This is a genomic window from Bacteroidota bacterium (genome assembly GCA_005882315.1).
Taxonomy (GTDB): Bacteria; Bacteroidota; Bacteroidia; order Chitinophagales; family Chitinophagaceae; genus VBAR01.
This window is the reverse complement of the sequence record VBAR01000001.1, coordinates 754,492-773,658: the sequence shown is the minus strand read 5'-3', so window position 1 is coordinate 773,658 and position 19,167 is coordinate 754,492. Positions and strand designations below refer to the sequence as shown.

Sequence of the window (19,167 nt, the reverse complement as noted above, 5' to 3'; positions counted from 1 at the left end):
ACGAAATAGAGGTGAACCTTGAAGTCGGTTCGCCATCCACTTCATCATCATCGCCTGCTCCTTCGGGAAATAAGGATGAGATCATCCGTGAATGCGTAGAAAAAGTAATGGAAATTCTTAAAGAAAAAAATGAACGCTGATGTTTGATTTTTTAAATAGCGGAGAATTAAAAAGAATAAAGATCAACGGGTATGATAATATTTCCCGTACAGGTTCACCAAAAGTGTTTACTGCTTTCATTAATCCTGATGAACTTACTATAAACTATACATCAAGATTTGATGATCAGCCAGCGGCCGGAAAAACTACAACGACAGGAAATTTCCTGGGCACAAATCCTGTTGAGCTTACATTAAAGTTTTATCTCGACGGAACGCAGGCTGCAGGTAAATTAAAAGGCTCCGATGGTTCAGATATGACGGTTGCACAAAAGCTGAATGAGTTTTATTCCGTATGTGGTTATAATTCTGATTCTCATCGCCCCCGTTATGTTGAGGTTATTTGGGGTAAACTGCATTTTTTACGTTTCGATCCTGAAGTTTTCTTTGGAAGTGTGACATCAGTATCTGTAAACTATAAATTATTCAACCAAGATGGTACTCCGCTTCGTGCTATTCTCAATGTTACTTTCAAACAATATGTTCCTGATGAAGAAAGCGAATCCGGCGGTCAGCCAGCATCACCGGATCTTACACATGTCCGGATCGTAAAAGAAGGAGATACGCTTCCAGCGATGGCCTATAAGATTTATGGAGATTATAAATATTATTTCGAAGTGGCAAGGGCAAATAATCTAAACGATTTCAGGAATCTCGTACCCGGAACAAAAATATTTTTTCCACCTTTTGATAAAAAAGTAAAAACACAAAAACAAAGTGTCTGAAGAAAGGATCATACCTGCCGTTCAATCAGTAGCTGAATTCCGCATTAAAGCAGGCGGTACTGAAATTCCACGTACAATAAATGTACTGTCTGTGCATGTAAGTAAAATGGTTAATCGCATTGCTTATGCAAAAATTGTTTTACTAGATGGCGATGCGGCTACGGGAGAATTTCCACTCAGCGATGGTGATCAGTTTACTCCCGGCGCTGAAATAGAAATTACAGCCGGTGATGTTGAAAACCAGGAAATGATTTTTACAGGTATTGTTGTAAAGCAATCCTTATCTATCCGTAGTAACCGAGCCGCTCAACTTATTATTGAGTGTAAACATAAAGCGGTAAAAGCAACCATTACACGTCGCAGTAATTGCTGGCATGATATGACAGATGATGCGATCATACAGGAGGCATTGCAGGCAAGCGGACTTGCCTCAGGCGATCTGGATATTGAAGCTGCTGATGTATCACATCCTGAAATGGTGCAATACAATTGTACAGATTGGGATTTTGCAATAAGCCGTGCAGAAGTTGCCGGAAAAATTGTTTTAACCAATGAAGAAAAAATAGTTATCAAAGCTCCAGATCTTTCTGCCACTGCATCACTGTCATTGTTATTTGGCGCAACCATCATTGAACTGGATGCTGAAATGAATAGTCGCATACAATACAAAGCTGTTAAATCAAAAACATGGGACATGGCAGAGCAGGCAATAACAGAGCAAGATGCAAGCGAACCATCTGCAGCTGATTTTGGTAATATAGATGGGCCTACACTTTCTGATGCAAATGGCCAGGAAGAATTTATACTTCAACATGGCGGCGCATTAGCAAGCGATGAAATAAAAATGTGGGCTGATGCACAATTGCTGAGAAGCAGGATGGCAAAAATAAGAGGTCGTGTAAAGTTTGATGGCATTGCTACTATCAATGCTGGCGATACACTTGAGTTAAATGGGTTGGGAGATCGTTTCAATGGAACTGCATTTGTGAGCGGAGTAAGACATGATTATAACGCTACCGAAGGATGGAAAACACAAGCACAATTCGGGCATAGTGTGGATTGGTTTATCAATGAACCGCAAGTGGTGGCACCTAAGGCTGGTGGTTTATTACCCGGCACCATCGGTTTGCATACTGGAGTTGTTACGGACAATGAAGATCCGGAAGGAGAGTTCAGGGTAAAAGTAAAAATTCCTTTCATTAGTCCGGATGATGATGGTATATGGGCCCGCATAGCACAGGCTGATGCAGGTAAAGAAAGAGGATTGTTTTTTAGGCCGGAAATAAATGATGAAGTACTAGTTGGTTTTTTATATGATGATCCCCGGCAGCCGGTTGTGCTCGGCATGTTGAACAGTTCTGCATTGGCTGCACCATTAACACCTTCAAACGATAATCATAAAAAAGGATATACATCACGGGAAAAAATGCTGATGATTTTTGATGACGAGAAAAAAGAAATCATTTTTGAAACACCAGGTGGTAATTCCATCACCATCAGTGATGATAAAAAAGGAATAGTGCTGAAGGATATGAACGACAACAAAATTGAAATGAATGACAGCGGTATAAAAATTACCAGTCAGTCAGCAATTGAAATAAAAGCAGCAACTGATTTTAAAATTGGGGCACTATCGGTAAAAGCGGAAGCAGATACAACCGCAGAAATAAAAGGAAACGCTGGCACTAAAATAGAAAGCAGTGCTATACTTGAACTAAAAGGAGCAATGGTAAAACTAAATTGATAAATTTTTTATTATGCCCAGCGCAGTACGTATAACAGATGTAACAACACATGGCGGAACAGTAGTAGGCCCGGGCATGCCGACTGTTTTAATTGGCGGTATGCCGGCAGCCGTTGCGACAGATACACATATATGTGCTATACCTGCCAACACACCTCATCCGCAGGTTAGCATTTTTCCAATGGGGAGTGTGACAGTTTTACTCGGCGGTAAACCGGCTTTGCGTACAAGTGATGTTTGTATATGTGGCGCTGCTGCAGCGGTAGGTGAACCAACGGTGTTGATCGGGTAAAAAAATATTTATAGGAATTAAAGAAAGAACATATCTAATGCCAATCATTCAAAATACAGACAAATCATTTTTAGGAAGAGGCTGGAGCTTTCCACCGGTTTTTTTAAAAGCATCAAAAGAACTGGTAATGACAGTGGAAGAAGAAGATATAAGAATGAGCCTGGAAATTTTACTGGCTACTGAAATAGGAGAAAGATTTCTACAGCCTTTATACGGATGTAATCTCGACCGGTTTGTATTTGAAGCAATGGATGCCACTACATCAACAGAATTAAGAATGACAGTAAAAAGAGCTATTGATCTGTTTGAACCAAGAATAAGATTATTCGCAGTAAAACTGGATACTGCTTTATTGACTGAAGGTCGTGTTGATATCGCTATTGAGTATACAATCATTACCACCAATACAAGACATAACCTGGTATATCCTTTTTATATGAACGAAGCACATAACAAAACAGCATGAGCGGCGCAACTGACAATATAATGGCAATGAATCGTGATGGCCAGGCACAAACTCAAAGAATGCCTGCGACATTGGCGCCATCTTCTGCACCAGCCGATGGGCGCACCATGAAAGAATTGCTTGAATATCTTTTAAAAATATCCGGGGGGATAAAATATTTTGATCACAGCAGCCTGCAGCCAATTAACCATAACAGTAATGAAGGCAACTGGCAGGAGCTTTTGCTTTATGGCCAGGATAATTTTGAAGCTTTCTGGAACAAAATGCAAGAACTGAAAAAATCAAAATCTATCCCTCCGCATATTTCTTTGCTTTTTACATTTCTTGAACTGTACAATGAGCCGCATCGGTTGCTAAATACAATTACAGAAAGACATCTTGATTTTTATTACCATGATGTATTAGGTTTAAAGAAAAAAGAACCGGTACCCGATATAGCTCACCTGGTGTTTGAGTTAAAAAAGAATACAGAACCAGTATTGCTGAAAATGAGCGACACAAAAGCCACAGCAGGAAAAGATAGTTTGAAAAAGGAATTGCTTTACAAACTGAGTCATGATATTGTTGTAAACAACAGTAAAGTAGAGCAAATGAAATCGTTGTTGATAAATCCGTTCAACAAGAACCACCTGCACTTTGCCTCAATTGCTAATTCAACAGATGGGCTCGGTGCTGAACTGGATAAGAAGAATCCTAAATGGAATGCATTTGGACATACTGAACTTCCATTGACCAATATAGGTTTTTGCCTGGCGAGTGATGTATTACAAATGAAAGAGGGTAACAGGACAATAATAGTAAACCTTAAACTAAGCGGCGAAGTTGCCAATGTAAAAGAAGGCGATAGTATTAATGATTTATTTCTTGTAAGTCTTACAGGCGAAAAAGGCTGGACAGATCCAGTAAAAGCAGATCCGGTTATTTCTTCAATAACATTAAAAAGGACGCAGGTCAGCTTTGATGTTTTTTTAGCGGCAACAGATCCGGCAATTGTAGCTTATGATCCTGCTCTGCATGGTTCAGGTTATGAAACAACAAAACCGTTGATCCGGATTCTATTGAATAATGATAATAAGAACGGGTATAATGATTTTAAAAAAATAAACCTTGTAAGCGGTAGCATAAATGTGGAAGTAAAAGGAATGACAAATCTGCAACTCGAGAATGATTTCGGAAACCTGAATGCAAAAAAACCATTTATGCCTTTTGGCCCGATGCCGGAAAATGACGCAAATTTTTGGGTCGGTAACGAAGAGGTTTTTTCAAAACAACTATCAAGACTCAATTTAAATATTGAATGGAAAAACATACCTGGGGCTAATCTTAACGATCATTACAAAGGGTATAAAGCAAATGTCACTAACGAAAGCTTTACCGTTAGCTCTTCCTTTTATGCAAGTGGCTGGAAAGAGAAAAATAATATGCGCCACTTGTTTGATAAGGACAATGCGACAAAAAAAGATCAGAATGGATTTAGTGTTGGTCTTGAGTTTAAAAAAGGGGAACCAATACAGCATGTTCAAAAGGGAGTACCCTGGCTTCATGAAGTACCAAAACTTATTTACCGCTCAAGCGGACTTACTATCCGGCAAGAAATAATGAGTAAAGCATCTCAGTTTATGGGTTTGGGAAACATGATTGGATTTGCAACAAGGATTACCGTTGCGCAAAAAGTCATGCTGTTAAGATGGATGGATCGTTTTCATGAAGCTAATGCGGTATTACGTGAGGGGTTTATTCATCTTGCCCTTAACCAGGGATTTTTATTTAAGCAATACAGGGAAGTTTTTACCAAACAGGTTTTACAAATGGGTAAATCGGGTAATACTGATGGCCTGATCAATGAACCCTTTGCACCTGAAGTGCAGCGTCTCTCTTTGGATTATGATGCATCTACCGGTGAGGTCGCTTTTAATGATACATCAATTGGTGATTATACCGGCGCTGATATAGAGTTTTATCATGCAGGACCGTTTGGTCAAATGCGGGAACATGCTTACCTGCGCAGTCAAACAGGGTTTTTAAAAGACACTAAAGTCAGATTATTACCACAGTATATAAGCGAAGGAAATTTTTATATTGGGTTATCAGGCATTGCCGCCAACGACTCACTTTGCCTGCTTTTTCAATGTGCCGAAGGAAGCGCCGATCCGCAATTACCTAAAGTGGATATTATATGGAGTGTATTGTGCGATAATTACTGGAAAAAATTGACGGTTGCTAATTTTATTTTTGATACAACCAATGACTTGCTCACCAGTGGTGTGGTAAAACTGGTAATGCCCCGTGAAGCCACGACGATCAATTCCATTATGCCTGATGGATTCCTTTGGTTAAAACTATCTATTCCAAAATATGCTAATGCAGTTTGCAACCTCGTAGATGTGAGATCGAACGCAGCGATCATGATATTTGACGATAATGAAAATGACCCGCAGCATTTAAAACAGCCCCTACCTGCAAACACAATTTCAAAATTGCAAAAACCGAATGCTGCTATCAAATCAGTCACTCAGCCTTATGCATCTTTTGGCGGTCAAATGAAAGAGGAAAGTAATTCTTTTTATACCCGAGTAAGTGAAAGGCTGCGGCATAAAGAAAGATCAATTTCTGTATGGGATTATGAACGGTTACTGTTACAGCATTTTCCATCTGTGTATAAAATAAAATGTATACCACATACTTCTGATAAATCTTTTGCAGATGCAGGTCATACATTAACGGTGGTTATACCTGATCTTACCAACCAAAATGCTGTGAATCCTTTTCAACCAAGAGTTGACAAGAATACACTGGACAATATGACCAGTTTTTTGAAAAGCCATTCTACAGCATGGGCCGAACATCATGTAATAAACCCTGCATATGAACCGGTGAAAATAACAGTGGAAGTGAAAATGAAAACTGGTTATGAGTTCAATTATTATTCAAAAGAACTTGACCAGGTACTTAAAAATTATTTATCACCCTGGATTAGCGGCTCTGCTACGCAAATTCATTTTGGCGGTAAAGTAACCGAGTCACAAATTGTAAAACTGGTAGAAGACCTGGACTATGTTGATTATATCACCAGCTTACAAGTATGGCAAAGCACAGATGGGGGAAAGACTTTTACTCTTTGTAAGAATTATGCGGAAGCAACAGGGCCTGCATCAGTGCTGGTTTCACATACGCAGCACGAAATAAAATAATCATAAAGAATGGAAGATCTGTATACCATATCAACTACTAAACCTGCCGATACAGCCTTAGATTATGGAGAGCTAAGAAGGCAAGGTATTGAGCATATCAAAAAAAATGCCGCTGCTATCTGGACCGACCATAACATTCATGATCCGGGTATTACCACGTTGGAAATTTTATGTTATGCTATTACTGATCTTAGTTATCGGAGCCGCTATGATATCCCTGACCTGATGCGAAAAGAAGGAGATGATCCTGCTTCGATCATAAAAGAATTTTTTACCGCAAAACAGATCTTTCCGAACAATGCTTTAACCATTAATGATTATAGAAAATTACTGATCAACGTAGAGAAGGTTAAAAACGTGTGGCTGGTTCCAAAACCAAAAATTATTGCTGCTGATATTACAAATAAAAAACTAGTACCAGCACCACCCGCAGGCTCTACAGCAGTGTCAGTTGCAATAAGAGGTTTTTATTCTGTTTTGCTGGAATTTGACATTGATGTAAAAACAGTTGAAGAGCAGGATAAAACTATTGAGGAAGTAAAAATCTTGTTGCAGCAGAATCGAAACCTCTGCGAAGATTTTGGTACTATAAAAAAAGTGGACCAACAATTGTTTCGCCTGTGCTGTGATATTGAAATGAAACCCGATGCTGATGCAACTGCCGTGATGGCGAATATCTTTTTCAATATTCAACTGCATCTTACTCCAATGGTCAGATTTTATTCATTGCAGGAAATGCTGAACGATAAGGAGGAGAACTATACCACTGACCAGATATTTGAAGGCCCTTTTATCACCAAAGGATTTATTAAAGAAAAGGAACTAAATGCATCTGTGTTAAAAACCGAAATACACCTGAGTGACCTGATGCAGATCATGCTGAATCAACCTGAAATAACAACAGTTCCTGATATTCTGTTTAATGATGTGACACAAACTATCGGACTTGCCAATAAATGGGTAATACCCGTAACAGATGGTCGGCAACCAGTAGTAGATGTACTGCAATCAAATATTGTAGTGTATAAAAATGGCTTGCCGGTAAGATTGAACAAGCAAAATATAAAAACTGCTTATGATAAACTGATGGCTGATTACCTGGCCAAGAATGAGAATATGCAATCAGAAGACTTGAAATTTGAAACAGGTACTTACCGTGGCGCTGAAAAATATCATTCCATTCAACATCATTTTCCAAAGACCTATGGCATCAGTCATTGGGGTCTACCGCCGGAGGCAACAGTAGCAAGACAAAAGCAGGCCAAACAATTGCAGGCTTATTTATTATTCTTTGACCAGGTGATGGCGAATTATCTTGCGCAGTTATCATCAGTAAAAAACCTTTTTTCAACTGCTAATGAAGAGCAAACTTATTTTACTCAACTGGTAAATGATTTTAAAGACCCAACTTATCTCTACAATACTTATACTGAAATTAAAAATGGAAATGTAGTAGATGAAGGTAAATCATGGAAGAATACGGTTGCGGCCATTCAACTGGCAGCAGAAGAAAAAGAGAGTAAACAATTCTATAAACGTCGAAATGTTTTTTTAGATCACCTGCTCAGCCGCTTTGCTGAATCTTTTTTTGAGTACATCAATATTTATATCAGTCATTTCCCTGCAGATGCAAGTGATAAAAAAATACTGGAACTGAAAAAATCATTCTTAGCTAATTATCCGGAGTATAGCAGCAAGCGGGCATTAGCATATAATTATACATTACCAGATAAGCTTTGGGATACCGATGAAAACATCAGCGGCTTTGAAAAAAGAATTCAACGGCTGCTGGGATTTGAAAATTTAAGTCGTCGTTCGCTTGTGAATACCGTTTCCGAAATTATAGAAGAAGTGCAAGCTGATAACACAAAATTGTATTCATTTAAAATTATTGATAAAAAAGCGGCAAAAGTATTATTGTCGGCGGATGAAAAATTTAATGAAAAAGAAAGAGCAGAGGAAGAGCTGAAGGTGGCAAATGCTTTGTGCCTCACAGCAGGGGCTATGACAATTGTGGAGGACCTTGTCGATAACAAATTCCGAATCGAAGTAAAAGACAAGCTCAATACATTAATTGCTGTTGGTGAAAAGGGTACAAAAGCGGAAGCGGAAAAAGATAGGAAAAAATTAGTTCAGATCCTCACCGATATGACAGACGAAGGATTCTTCCTGATCGAGCACCTGCTTCTTTTTGATCGGGAATTGGTAACTTTTTTACCAATATGCGTTGATACTAATTGCGAAGAATGCAGCGAAACCGATCCCTATTCTTTTAGAGTGAGTATTATAATGCCGGCTTATGCAAAACGGTTTCTCGATATGGAATTCAGAGGTTATATAGAAAGGACAATGCGGGAAGAGATGCCGGCCCACCTGCTTGTAAAAATATGCTGGCTAAGTAATGAGCAATTAAGTGAATTGGAAGATGCTTATAAAGATTGGTTCTCTGTAAAAGCAAAAGCTAAAGAAGATCCAGATGGAAAAATTTTCAAACGGTTGCTCGACATTCTTCCAAAACTGAAAAGTATTTATCCTGAAACATGTCTTCAAACTTGTGCAGAAGATGAAGCACGACAATTATTTATTCTTAATAAAAATTCTTTAGGAACTCAAAAATCATAATCATATGGGTAACATATTAACCAAAGAAATAAAAGATAATGTACGTTATACTGAGTTTGAAGACAACCAGGTGCTTACGGCTGATCAGTTGAATGATCTGTTTCGCTACCTCGATATCCAAAGCAGGCTTACCCGTACACGAGGTATTGGCGTAGGTATCATTTGTGGGTTGGAGATCGGTCTTTCTAACCAGGATATGATAGTTGTGTCAATGGGCAGCGCCATCACTACTGACGGTGACCTGCTTCATTTTTCTGAAGACCAGAGTTTCGACCGGTTTACAATCTTTGAAGACATTAATTCGAAGTATGATTATTTTCATTCAGACCTGAATGTGCAAATACCATTGTTCCAGCTTATCAATGCAAGCAATAAAAGAACAGATGGAAAAAAGATGACAGAGTTTGCACAACAAGCCGGCTCCCCACTTAAAGATTTTGTGGGTGTGCTTTACCTGGAAGATTATGATAAAGATGCTGATCTCTGTACTGGACAGGATTGCGATAATAAAGGGATTGAATGTGTGAAGGAATTAAAAGTACTGCTTGTACATAAAGACCAGTTGTCAGAATTGCTTACCAGCATCCCTGAGCAAAACAAAAATTATTTTTCATTGGAAGATATAGATCAGCCCCGGGTCATGATCAGAAAAACAATGAAGAAGTATGAAGATATCAAAGGTGCCTTTACTTCCGCTTTGAATGTAAAAGAATCGATCGTTGCTTTACTCGGAAAAGCATATGAAGTATGCAAGAATATTGTTGATGATGAGCTGAACAGCAGTAACCCGGTAGAAACATGGAAGTCATTACTCGATCAGCAAATAAAAAATCAAGACCCGGTTTATATTGAATATGTGTATGATTATTTAAAAGATCTGTGTTGCGCATATAATGAATTGCGTGAATCATTATTCAATGATGATTCTATTTGTTGTCCGCCAGTGGAGCTTTTTCCCAAGCATGTACTCATGGGTGCTGTAAAAGCTGCAACTGTACGGAAAACAATAGTGCCTTCTGTTACAGGTGCAAGGATACCTGCTAACCTTTTGATCAAACTGGGTAAAACGATCCGTTTTGAAACTGGTGAGTCTATCCGCCGATTCCAACCGGTAAATATAGATACTGATAACAGGCATTCATTTTACGAATCACCGATTCTTAAGAATAAAGAAGAAATGACTGAACGGATCATTTTTTGTTTTAAACGAATCGATACAATGATCCGCAATTTTGATGTACCCGAAGCGGTAAATGATATTAAAAAAGTAAATGATATACGTATCATTCCTTCTTATGGAGAAGATTGTAAACTGGGCGAACGCACCATACCTTTTTATTATAGATACAATCCCAACCTGCCTGTAAATGCCTATTGGAATTTTGAAGATAATATCCGGCGTAAGGAAAACAGGATCAAATATTTTTTCTCTTCAGCCTATGGGTTGAATAAAGATTTCCTGCAACAAAATCTTTTGCCCTATTCTTTTTTCCGTGTGGAAGGACATGTTGGTTTTAAATACCAGGAAGTAGAAGGGATATTGAATAGCATCATTGATGAGAATAATTTACCAATCAATATTGTCTCACTTCAGATAGAAGAAGAAATTGAAAGGATACCCACAAAACCCTGGTATTTCCCGGAGCTTCATACGTATGAGCATTTTGTTCGCCAGTCTTTTGTAGACCAAATAGAACAGGCGGATTTGGTAAATGCCGGTATCAGCGAAAACCTGGATGAAAAAATAAGGACAACAGTAATTGTAGAAGATGCTGAACGGTTCAAAAAAAGAAAAGTGCAGATTGGTGATTCCATTAAAAATTTTAGTACAGCAAAAAGCACTTTTCTTACTAACCAGCCAGTAACCAGAAGTAAGCCACAGGAAATTGAAAAATTCAGGACTGATGTGATGCAGGTCGTAACCACAGCAACAGAACTGAAAAAGAATACAAAAGAATTCGGTTTCTCAAACACATCTATACCACATGATTTTATAATTAATGCAGATATCCTTCGTAAATCAGACCTGCTTGCAGACCTGCTTGATCAGAGAGTAACAAAGAAAAAGGAGGAGCTCATACTTGGCAATTTTTTAAAACTGAATCCCGGAATGGAACATGCTGGTGGTGTAAAAGCAGGAGGAACATTTATTTTGGTATATACCGCTGCTGATGATAGGGTTGTTGCTGATTTTATGTTGCCTTATGCAAGTGTCGATAAAGATATTGTACCAGATCCTCCTAAACCTAAACCATTACCACCTACAAGAATACCTGTCAAGTTTAATCCTAACATCATAGAGATAGAACCTACTTATATTAAAGCAATTGATAAAAGGGTTGGTGTAATAAATGACCGTGTGAAATTTTTTGAAAATAAAATCGATTTGTTTGACACGAAACTCGTTACAAACACGATCAAGTTTGATGGAATTGAAACAAAATTCTCTAATGTGGATGTCAAGTTTGCCGGATTAAAAGCTGCAGTACCTGGTGCAGTTTCAACACAACCTGGGACTACAACACCTGGTTTTGATTTCGATGGCAAGTTCGCTGATTTGTTCAGTCGCTTTGACGACCATGAAACGAAACTTACAAAACTGAACTCGGCATTTGATACAGTAAATTCAAAAGTAAATGAGCATGATGTAAAATTTGGCGAGTTTAATAACCAGCTTTCTACTCATGGCACCAGGGTGGGTGATTTAAACAACCGGTTAACAGGCGTGGAATCAAAATCCGGAGCACAGGAATCTAAGATAACTGATCTGTTCGGTAAAGTGACCGGTGTTGAGAATAAAGTAAACACCAATGAAGCTAAAGTGAGTGATATTGGCTCGAAAATGACATTGATCACAAACCGTGTTGTTGAAAGCGAAAATAAAGTAGGTGGATTTGGTTCAGTACTAACAAGTCTTGATCAAAAACTCAACAACCAGGTAAATGCAATTAATGTAGTAACTAACCGGGTTGTAAATGTAGAGGGTAAAGTAAATACACATGATGCTGAGTTCACAAAGGTGAATAACAAATTAGGCGCTACTTCTATAGGGGTTACACCAAGAGGAGGGGGAGGAATAATACGTTAAGGAAGTTATAAATAGATCATATATAAAATCAATTAATGACAGCAGATATTATTATACGGAAACAAAGACTGCGAATAAAAGTAGAGGATGAACAACAGGCTCACCAGGTTCGCAAGCTGATAAACGATCAGTTGCAGTATGATTTGATTCCTGTATATGAATCAATATTTGGCGGAATAGATAATGATGTATATATCGGGAAAATTAAACTGGACCTGGGTAAATGTTCAATGCAGGAGTTGCCTGCTTTACTTCCGGAAAAATTAAAAGAAGGGCTAATAAAATTTATTAAAGAAGAAAATGTGCGGTATAATATTTTTTCTGAAGTAAAAAAAGATGAAAATATTTCAAGTACAACCTCGCCAATAAGGCAAACTGATGATGGTACTGCGCTATTGTATTTTCTTGAGAAAGGAGTTTTTCCGTGGTGGTATGCCGACACGGGTAAAAAACCTATAACTATAACTGAATCAATGACTGTAGCAGAAACAGAAACGTTTGTAGTAAAAATTGTTTCTCTGCTAAAATCAGTTTCTATAGAAAAAAGAAAAGTAATACTTACCCGGTTTATACAAAATACGAATGAGACGATCCATTCAAAACTGGATACTGCTTTTATCTCCTTGCAAAATGATGCAGGGGCAATTCGAAATTTGATATTATTATCAGATGCTGGTGTAATTCAATCATTGACCAACTTCTTCCAACTATCTTCTGTAAAGTATTATGATCTGTTTATTCAGTATGTTTTTGATCATTTTATAACTGATAAGGGGATAGAGTTAAAAGAATTTATACTGATACTGAAAAAAGAAAGCAACATAGTGGCCGGTGCTGAGATCTCAGACCAGCAGTCACAAATTAACAGCAGTAACGAAAAACAATTGAAACAGCATATAGATCAATTGCCACCTGAAATAAAGACAGTACTTCAAAACATAGCTTCTGTCAGCCAAAATCTGGATAAAAATGAAGAGGGGGTTACGTTAACAGGTAAGGCTGAAAAGAATTCCAAAGAGAACAGCAAAAAGAAAAATGAAGTCAGCGAACTCTTTGCAGAAGAAGAAGGAGTTTATATTGAAAATGCCGGCATTATTATTCTGCATCCTTTCCTTGCTCCTTTGTTTAAAGAATTAAATCTTTTAGATGAGGAGAATATTTTTTTATCGGACGAATGCAGGCAACGGGCTGTAATCATTTTAAATTATCTGTGTACAGGCAAAGAAACTTATGACGAACATTTACTGGCATTTAATAAAACAATTTGTGGCCTTAAACCTGAAGATAACCTACCTATCAATTTACAGCTAACGGATATGGAGCGGAAAGAAAGTGATCATTTGCTTGAAACAGTGATCCAATACTGGGAAGCTTTGAAAGGTGCCGGCAAAGAAGCAATCCAGGAAACATTTTTTTTACGAAAAGCAAAACTGAGTTTTAATAATAACAATTATTTGTTACAGGTTGAAAGAATGACTACAGATATTCTTATTGACAGACTACCCTGGGGTATGGGTATTGTTCGCTTGCCATGGATGGATCATTTAATATATGTAGAATGGTAATAACTGATACTATAAAAGCAAAATCATCTTCATTGAGCAATGCAGAGGCATTGTTGAATGAGATTGATTGGTTTACGAAAATAGCTGAAGCCAGGATAAATCTCTATACAGGCCAACCATGTGAAGTAAGCGATATTTATGAGTTAACTCCGCCAGACCTATCCACTCATGATTCAGTGTATGCAGAGTTTGCACGTTTTTATCAATTAGGTAGTCGTGAAAGATTGGTATTAATATTATCACTGTTGCCTCATATTGCACCTCATTTGTTGGGAAATATTTTTAAAAACGCAGCGAAGGATATTGATCTAACTGCTGAAACATGTTTTACTAAAAGTAGCTCAACTACTGCTACTTTGCCTTCTGCCGAAACAGCCTTGTTTTTATTGGCAGGGAATGATTTGCTGAACCGTTTTGATTGTATTCAATTATTCGGTGCTGAACACGTTTTTAAGGAACATAATATTCTCTCACTAGCATCAGTAAGTAACCATGACCCCTATCTGTATGGTCAGCTATTACTAAATGAAGAATACATCGATCTATTCACCACAGGTAAAGTCAGAAAACCCTTGTTCAGCATGGAATTCCCGGCGAGGAAGATTGTTGCTGCTATGGAGTGGGAAGACTTGGTATTGGATAACTACACCCGTCAGCAATTGAATGAAATAAAAATATGGCTGCAGCATGGCCACCATTTACACAATGGATGGGGTCTTAGTAAACGGATAAAACCGGGATATAAAGCATTGTTTTATGGACCACCAGGAACAGGCAAAACATTAACAGCAGGGTTGTTGGGTAAGCTTGCAAATCTTGATGTGTATCGTGTGGATTTATCGATGGTTGTTTCAAAATACATAGGGGAAACAGAAAAAAACCTGGAGAAAGTTTTTGCAAAAGCCGAAGACAAAAACTGGATATTATTTTTTGATGAAGCCGATGCATTGTTTGGTAAACGTACTTCTATATCTGATGCGCATGATAAATATGCCAACCAGGAAATAGCCTATCTCCTTCAACGACTTGAGGATTATAATGGCCTTGTAATTCTTTCATCAAATATGCGTAACAATGTTGATGAAGCATTTGGGCGTCGTTTGCAATCCATCATTCATTTTCCTATGCCGAGACATAAAGAGCGGCTTCAATTATGGCAGAACTCATTCAGTACAAAAACTGTCTTTAGTGAGGACATAAACCTTGATCTTATCGCAGAAAAATTTGAATTGGCCGGCGGCTCTATCATCAATGTTGTGCAACATGCATCACTCATGGCATTGGATCGTGGTGATACTACTATCCGTAAAAACGATTTGTGGGAAGGAATAAGAAAGGAATATATCAAAGATGGACGTTCTGTATAACCTCATTGATAGGAACAGGAATTTACCGGGTATTTCAAAATAAAATTCATTGAATATTTGTGGCAAAAGCGCTTCTACATACACCGAAAAATACTTTGAATAAAAGTACCGTTAAACCTGCACCCGGTTTGAAAGTGGTTTATAAAAAACCCGAAGTTTCAAAAAAAAGTAAAGAAGCAGAAAAAGCTGAGCCAAAAAAAAATACTGGTAAGCCTCTCTCACCTTTAGAACAGAATAAAAAGGATCCCAAACTGCCCCCAAAAATCGGCGATGGAAAAACATTCATTAAACATTACACCACGGAAAATAATGATGCTTCTCCATATTTGGATCATGAGGGGGAAGGAGATTCAGGGATGAAGAAGGAAACTGAAAAACCCAAATTGAAACTTGATACAAACGACAAAAACGATAAACCCCAAACTCAGAATGTAAACCCAAACGAATCAGATGATACTGTTGTCCCTGATCATAAAATTACAAAGGACAAAAATGAAGATTCTCAAGATGTAGAAACAAAAGAGCCTCCAATTCCAAAACAATCGGGACAATCAACAAGTATAAAACCTAAAGAAACTACAATTAAAAAACCAGGTATAGCAGGTAAGGCTTCAATGCAACCTGGCGTCGCTTCCGCATTTGGGCCGGCATCAGATACATCATCTGTTTTACAATCATTACAACAAACCCCGGCGAGTAAATTGGGGCCTACATTTCTGCAGGCGAAAATGGTAATGGAAAGTAACCTGGAAAAACAGAAGCAGGAGGCAAAAGAAAAAATGCCTGAAGTACCGGAAAAAGAAGGAAGTATTTATGGCGGTAATATAAAAGGGCTAAAGAAAAAACATATTGCTGTAAAAAGTGCTGCATCGGTAAAATACAAAATTGGTGATGATGGGGGCAATACAGTTATTGCCGAGGATGTAGTTGTTCCGCAACCCTATCAATACAATCTAAATACACTTTCACTTTTACCCGATGAAAATACAGCAAGTGAACAAGTAATGGCTCAAGCCGCACAAAATCAGTTGCACAATGTCTTAATTGACACATCTGATGTACCTGATGATATGGGACCTGTAGAACATATCGATGAAACAGGAGATGCAGATTCAGGAAACATAGGCCGTGAGCATGCTGCTCAATCGCTAGATGTAACTACTAAAAAAGATGAAGCAGCAAAGGAAATTAACAATGACTTTGGTGAAAACGATATCATTCCTCAACCGGGTAGCGGCAAAATTAAAACTAAACATAAGTTTAAATCATTAAAATCTCAGAAACAAAAAGGATTACCACTTGTAACAGATAATGGCACCCGTGAACTTGATCTTGCTTTAACGCCACAGGTAGATAAACAGATCGGAGAACAGAGAGCCTTATATGATACAGGAGATTCTCAATACAAAGAACAATCTGACGCAGAGTATTTAAAAGCTGAGACTAAAATAGAAAGCGAGTCTTCAAAATCAAAGCAATCGCAGTTTGATGCAAACAATGAAGCAGTAGATACTGTGAATGGTGAAAGACTTGAATGGAAAAAACAACTCGATGGTGCTGAAGCAAGTTTTCAAAAAGAAGCCAAAGGAGCATCGGAAACACAAAAGTCTAAAGTAAAAGTAGAGGTAGATAAAGGAAACAAGGATATTAAACAGCATCACAAAGATGCGGCAGCTGAAGCCATACAGAAGAAAAAAGATGCTGAAGAAGAAGCAAAAAAGGAAAAGGAAAAAAAGAAAAAAGATAGCGGTGGTTTTTTTGGATGGGTCAGGAGAAAAGCTGCTGCATTAGTTGATGCGCTAAAGAGTGCATTCAATTTTATAGTTAAGAAATTAAGAGCAGCGATCAAATGGGTATTTGACAAATTCAAAAAACTGGTAACATTTGTTCTGAATACAGTGCGCAAACTGATCGTGGGTTTGATCAAAGCATTCGGAGAAATTTTAAAGGGAATAGTAGATATAGCACTTGCCGCATTCCCAGAGATCAGGGATAAGGTAAAGAGTAAAATTGACGGCGCTGTGAATACAGCTGTGAGTGCGGTGAATAAAGCATTTGATGTTTTTATAAAAATAGTTTCTGCAATTATAGATTTCCTGGCAGAAGTAATTGATAAACTTTACGGGCTTATGCAAAGCTTAGTCAATGGATTATTGACAGTTATAAGTATGCTTATATCGGGAGATTTGATGGAGTTGTTTAAACGCTTTGGTCATATAGTTGATGCGATAGGTGGAGTAAGTTTTGATACAATAAAACAAGGTGGTATAGAAGAATTATTGGGAGTAGATCTTGATAAGCCGTTGGATCCTAAAGAACTGGCTGTAGCAGCGGATATGGGATTGTTGCCTGAGGGAGCAGGTGATGCAGGTCTTCCTCAAGCACCTTGGACACCCGCAAATGTTGGTGTGGATGGCATATCATCCGAAGAGGTTTCACCTGAAATACAACTACAGATTGCTGCAATGGTACAAAGTGGAACGACCGAACAAGAGATCGGAAATGAAGCTAATGACCCAACCCGAACTATGAGTTCAGTAATGGAAGACGCAAGTAGTAGTGGCGCAGCATCAACAACTTCTGCAGAAAAAAGAGATGATGGACTAACAAGTATGCAAAGAGCAGAGATCAAGTGGGGTATGATGAAAAAAGGATTAACAAAATGGTGGAGTGATAATTGGCTATATGTTGTAGGCGGAGTAGTTGCAGCTATTGCAGCTTTTATAGCTGCGGAAATTTTTACAGGTGGAGCAATCACTGCAGCGTTGCCGGTCATTATCCCCATACTTGAGTATGTTTTTGCAGGCATTGCTATTGCACAATTCGGGGGTTATGTTGTCGATTTTCTTGATAAATCCTGGAATGGATATATTAAAGGCGGAACGAAAGCATTGAGCAGAGGATTGGGAGCCGCTCTGATCGAATTAGCAATGTACCTCGGATTTGGTGTGCTTAAAGTAGCTGGCAAAGTAGCAAAAACTGTCGTGAAAGGAGCGATCAGCGTAGGTAAGCAGGTTGGAAAAGCAATTATCAGGGGAGCTAAGTTTTTAATAGAAAAAGGAAAAGTTTTATTCAAGGGAATCGTTGGAAAAGGATTAGGCAAAGTCGCAAAAAATCTGGAACACCTGGCTAATAAAATTTTGGAACATGTACGGTTTAAAAAAATTAGGATCAGGTTTGAAGGTGGTCGATTTGCTTTAGAAGGATATATAAATCCATGGGTGTTATTAGCTACTGGCAAAGTTGAATTCAAAGCTGGAAAGGGAAAAGTAGGAACAATGATGGATGATGGATTGGTCGTGGGAGCCAGAAAAGATCCCTCAGGATTGGTAAAAGAACTAACAAATGATCCTGCATTAGGTAAAGAACTTTTTGAATTAGCAACCAAATCTGGATTATCCAAAAACGGTCCGGCTCTAATTAACGGGTTAAGAAATGTAGGTCCTAAACGATTAAGGAGTGCCCTTAAAACACTTGAAAATCTTTCAGAGAGAAAAATTCCCGGTCTGGACACATTAATTGACGACTTAGGTAAAGGAGGAAATAAATTCAGAGGAGCAGATTTTGTATTGAATTTTTTTGAGAATAATCCATCTATGTTATCTTCTTTACAAAGACTTGAATATAGAGTAGCCACGGGCTCTGGAGCAAGGGTTATTGATGCAGTAGTTGACGGAGTAAGATTTGAATTTAAAAATTGGGAAGCATTCAGGCCACAAACCTTCCTACAGCAGATGTTAAAAGATCTTCAGATTTCGGGAGACTTTAGATGGCTATTCAATGACAGAATATTCGGGCAAGGGATTAAGAATGTCGATGACTTATTAAGAATTGCTGAATCAGCTGTTAAGGCTTCAGGAGATCCAAGACTAATTTCAAAAATTGATGATATACTTGATCAGATATACGTAATTTCTCTATCAACAGGTAAAGTTCTATAAAATTCATT

Annotated in this window: 10 protein-coding genes; all 10 read left to right on the top strand. The window is 38.1% G+C overall.

Features of this window, described 5'->3' with window-relative positions:
• Window positions 1-139: 139 nt before the first annotated feature.
• The 10 genes from E6H07_03075 to E6H07_03030 are packed head-to-tail and all read left to right on the top strand — an operon-like array spanning window position 140 to window position 19,159.
• Window positions 140-883: a hypothetical protein gene (locus E6H07_03075; GenBank protein ID TMI64915.1), complete on the top strand. Its 744-nt coding sequence runs from the start codon at window positions 140-142 to the stop codon at window positions 881-883.
• The gene (gene vgrG, locus E6H07_03070) at window positions 876-2,627 is read left to right on the top strand and encodes a type VI secretion system tip protein VgrG (GenBank protein ID TMI64914.1); all 1,752 of its coding nucleotides are present in this window, start codon (window positions 876-878) and stop codon (window positions 2,625-2,627) included. The genes E6H07_03075 and vgrG overlap by 8 nt, the downstream gene beginning before the upstream one ends.
• A gap of 13 nt (window positions 2,628-2,640) precedes the next feature.
• Window positions 2,641-2,919 (top strand): PaaR repeat-containing protein, encoded by a 279-nt coding sequence (locus E6H07_03065; GenBank protein TMI64913.1) that lies wholly within the window; start codon window positions 2,641-2,643, stop codon window positions 2,917-2,919.
• 37 nt (window positions 2,920-2,956) lie between these two features.
• The gene (locus E6H07_03060; GenBank protein ID TMI64912.1) at window positions 2,957-3,385 is read left to right on the top strand and encodes a GPW/gp25 family protein; all 429 of its coding nucleotides are present in this window, start codon (window positions 2,957-2,959) and stop codon (window positions 3,383-3,385) included.
• Complete coding sequence (locus E6H07_03055) at window positions 3,382-6,576, top strand: hypothetical protein (GenBank protein ID TMI64911.1); 3,195 nt, start codon at window positions 3,382-3,384, stop codon at window positions 6,574-6,576. Before E6H07_03060 ends, E6H07_03055 begins: the two co-directional genes overlap by 4 nt.
• 9 nt (window positions 6,577-6,585) lie before the next feature.
• Window positions 6,586-9,198: a hypothetical protein gene (locus E6H07_03050; protein ID TMI64910.1), complete on the top strand. Its 2,613-nt coding sequence runs from the start codon at window positions 6,586-6,588 to the stop codon at window positions 9,196-9,198.
• 4 nt (window positions 9,199-9,202) lie between these two features.
• A complete protein-coding gene (locus E6H07_03045; GenBank protein ID TMI64909.1) occupies window positions 9,203-12,286 on the top strand; it encodes a hypothetical protein in 3,084 nt (1,027 codons plus the stop codon).
• A gap of 35 nt (window positions 12,287-12,321) precedes the next feature.
• Window positions 12,322-13,851, top strand: coding sequence for a hypothetical protein (locus E6H07_03040; protein TMI64908.1), 1,530 nt, complete (start codon window positions 12,322-12,324; stop codon window positions 13,849-13,851).
• On the top strand, window positions 13,845-15,218 hold the full coding sequence (locus E6H07_03035; protein ID TMI64907.1) for an ATP-binding protein: 1,374 nt from the start codon (window positions 13,845-13,847) through the stop codon (window positions 15,216-15,218). Before E6H07_03040 ends, E6H07_03035 begins: the two co-directional genes overlap by 7 nt.
• A gap of 59 nt (window positions 15,219-15,277) precedes the next feature.
• On the top strand, window positions 15,278-19,159 hold the full coding sequence (locus tag E6H07_03030; protein TMI64906.1) for a hypothetical protein: 3,882 nt from the start codon (window positions 15,278-15,280) through the stop codon (window positions 19,157-19,159).
• Window positions 19,160-19,167 lie beyond the last annotated feature (8 nt).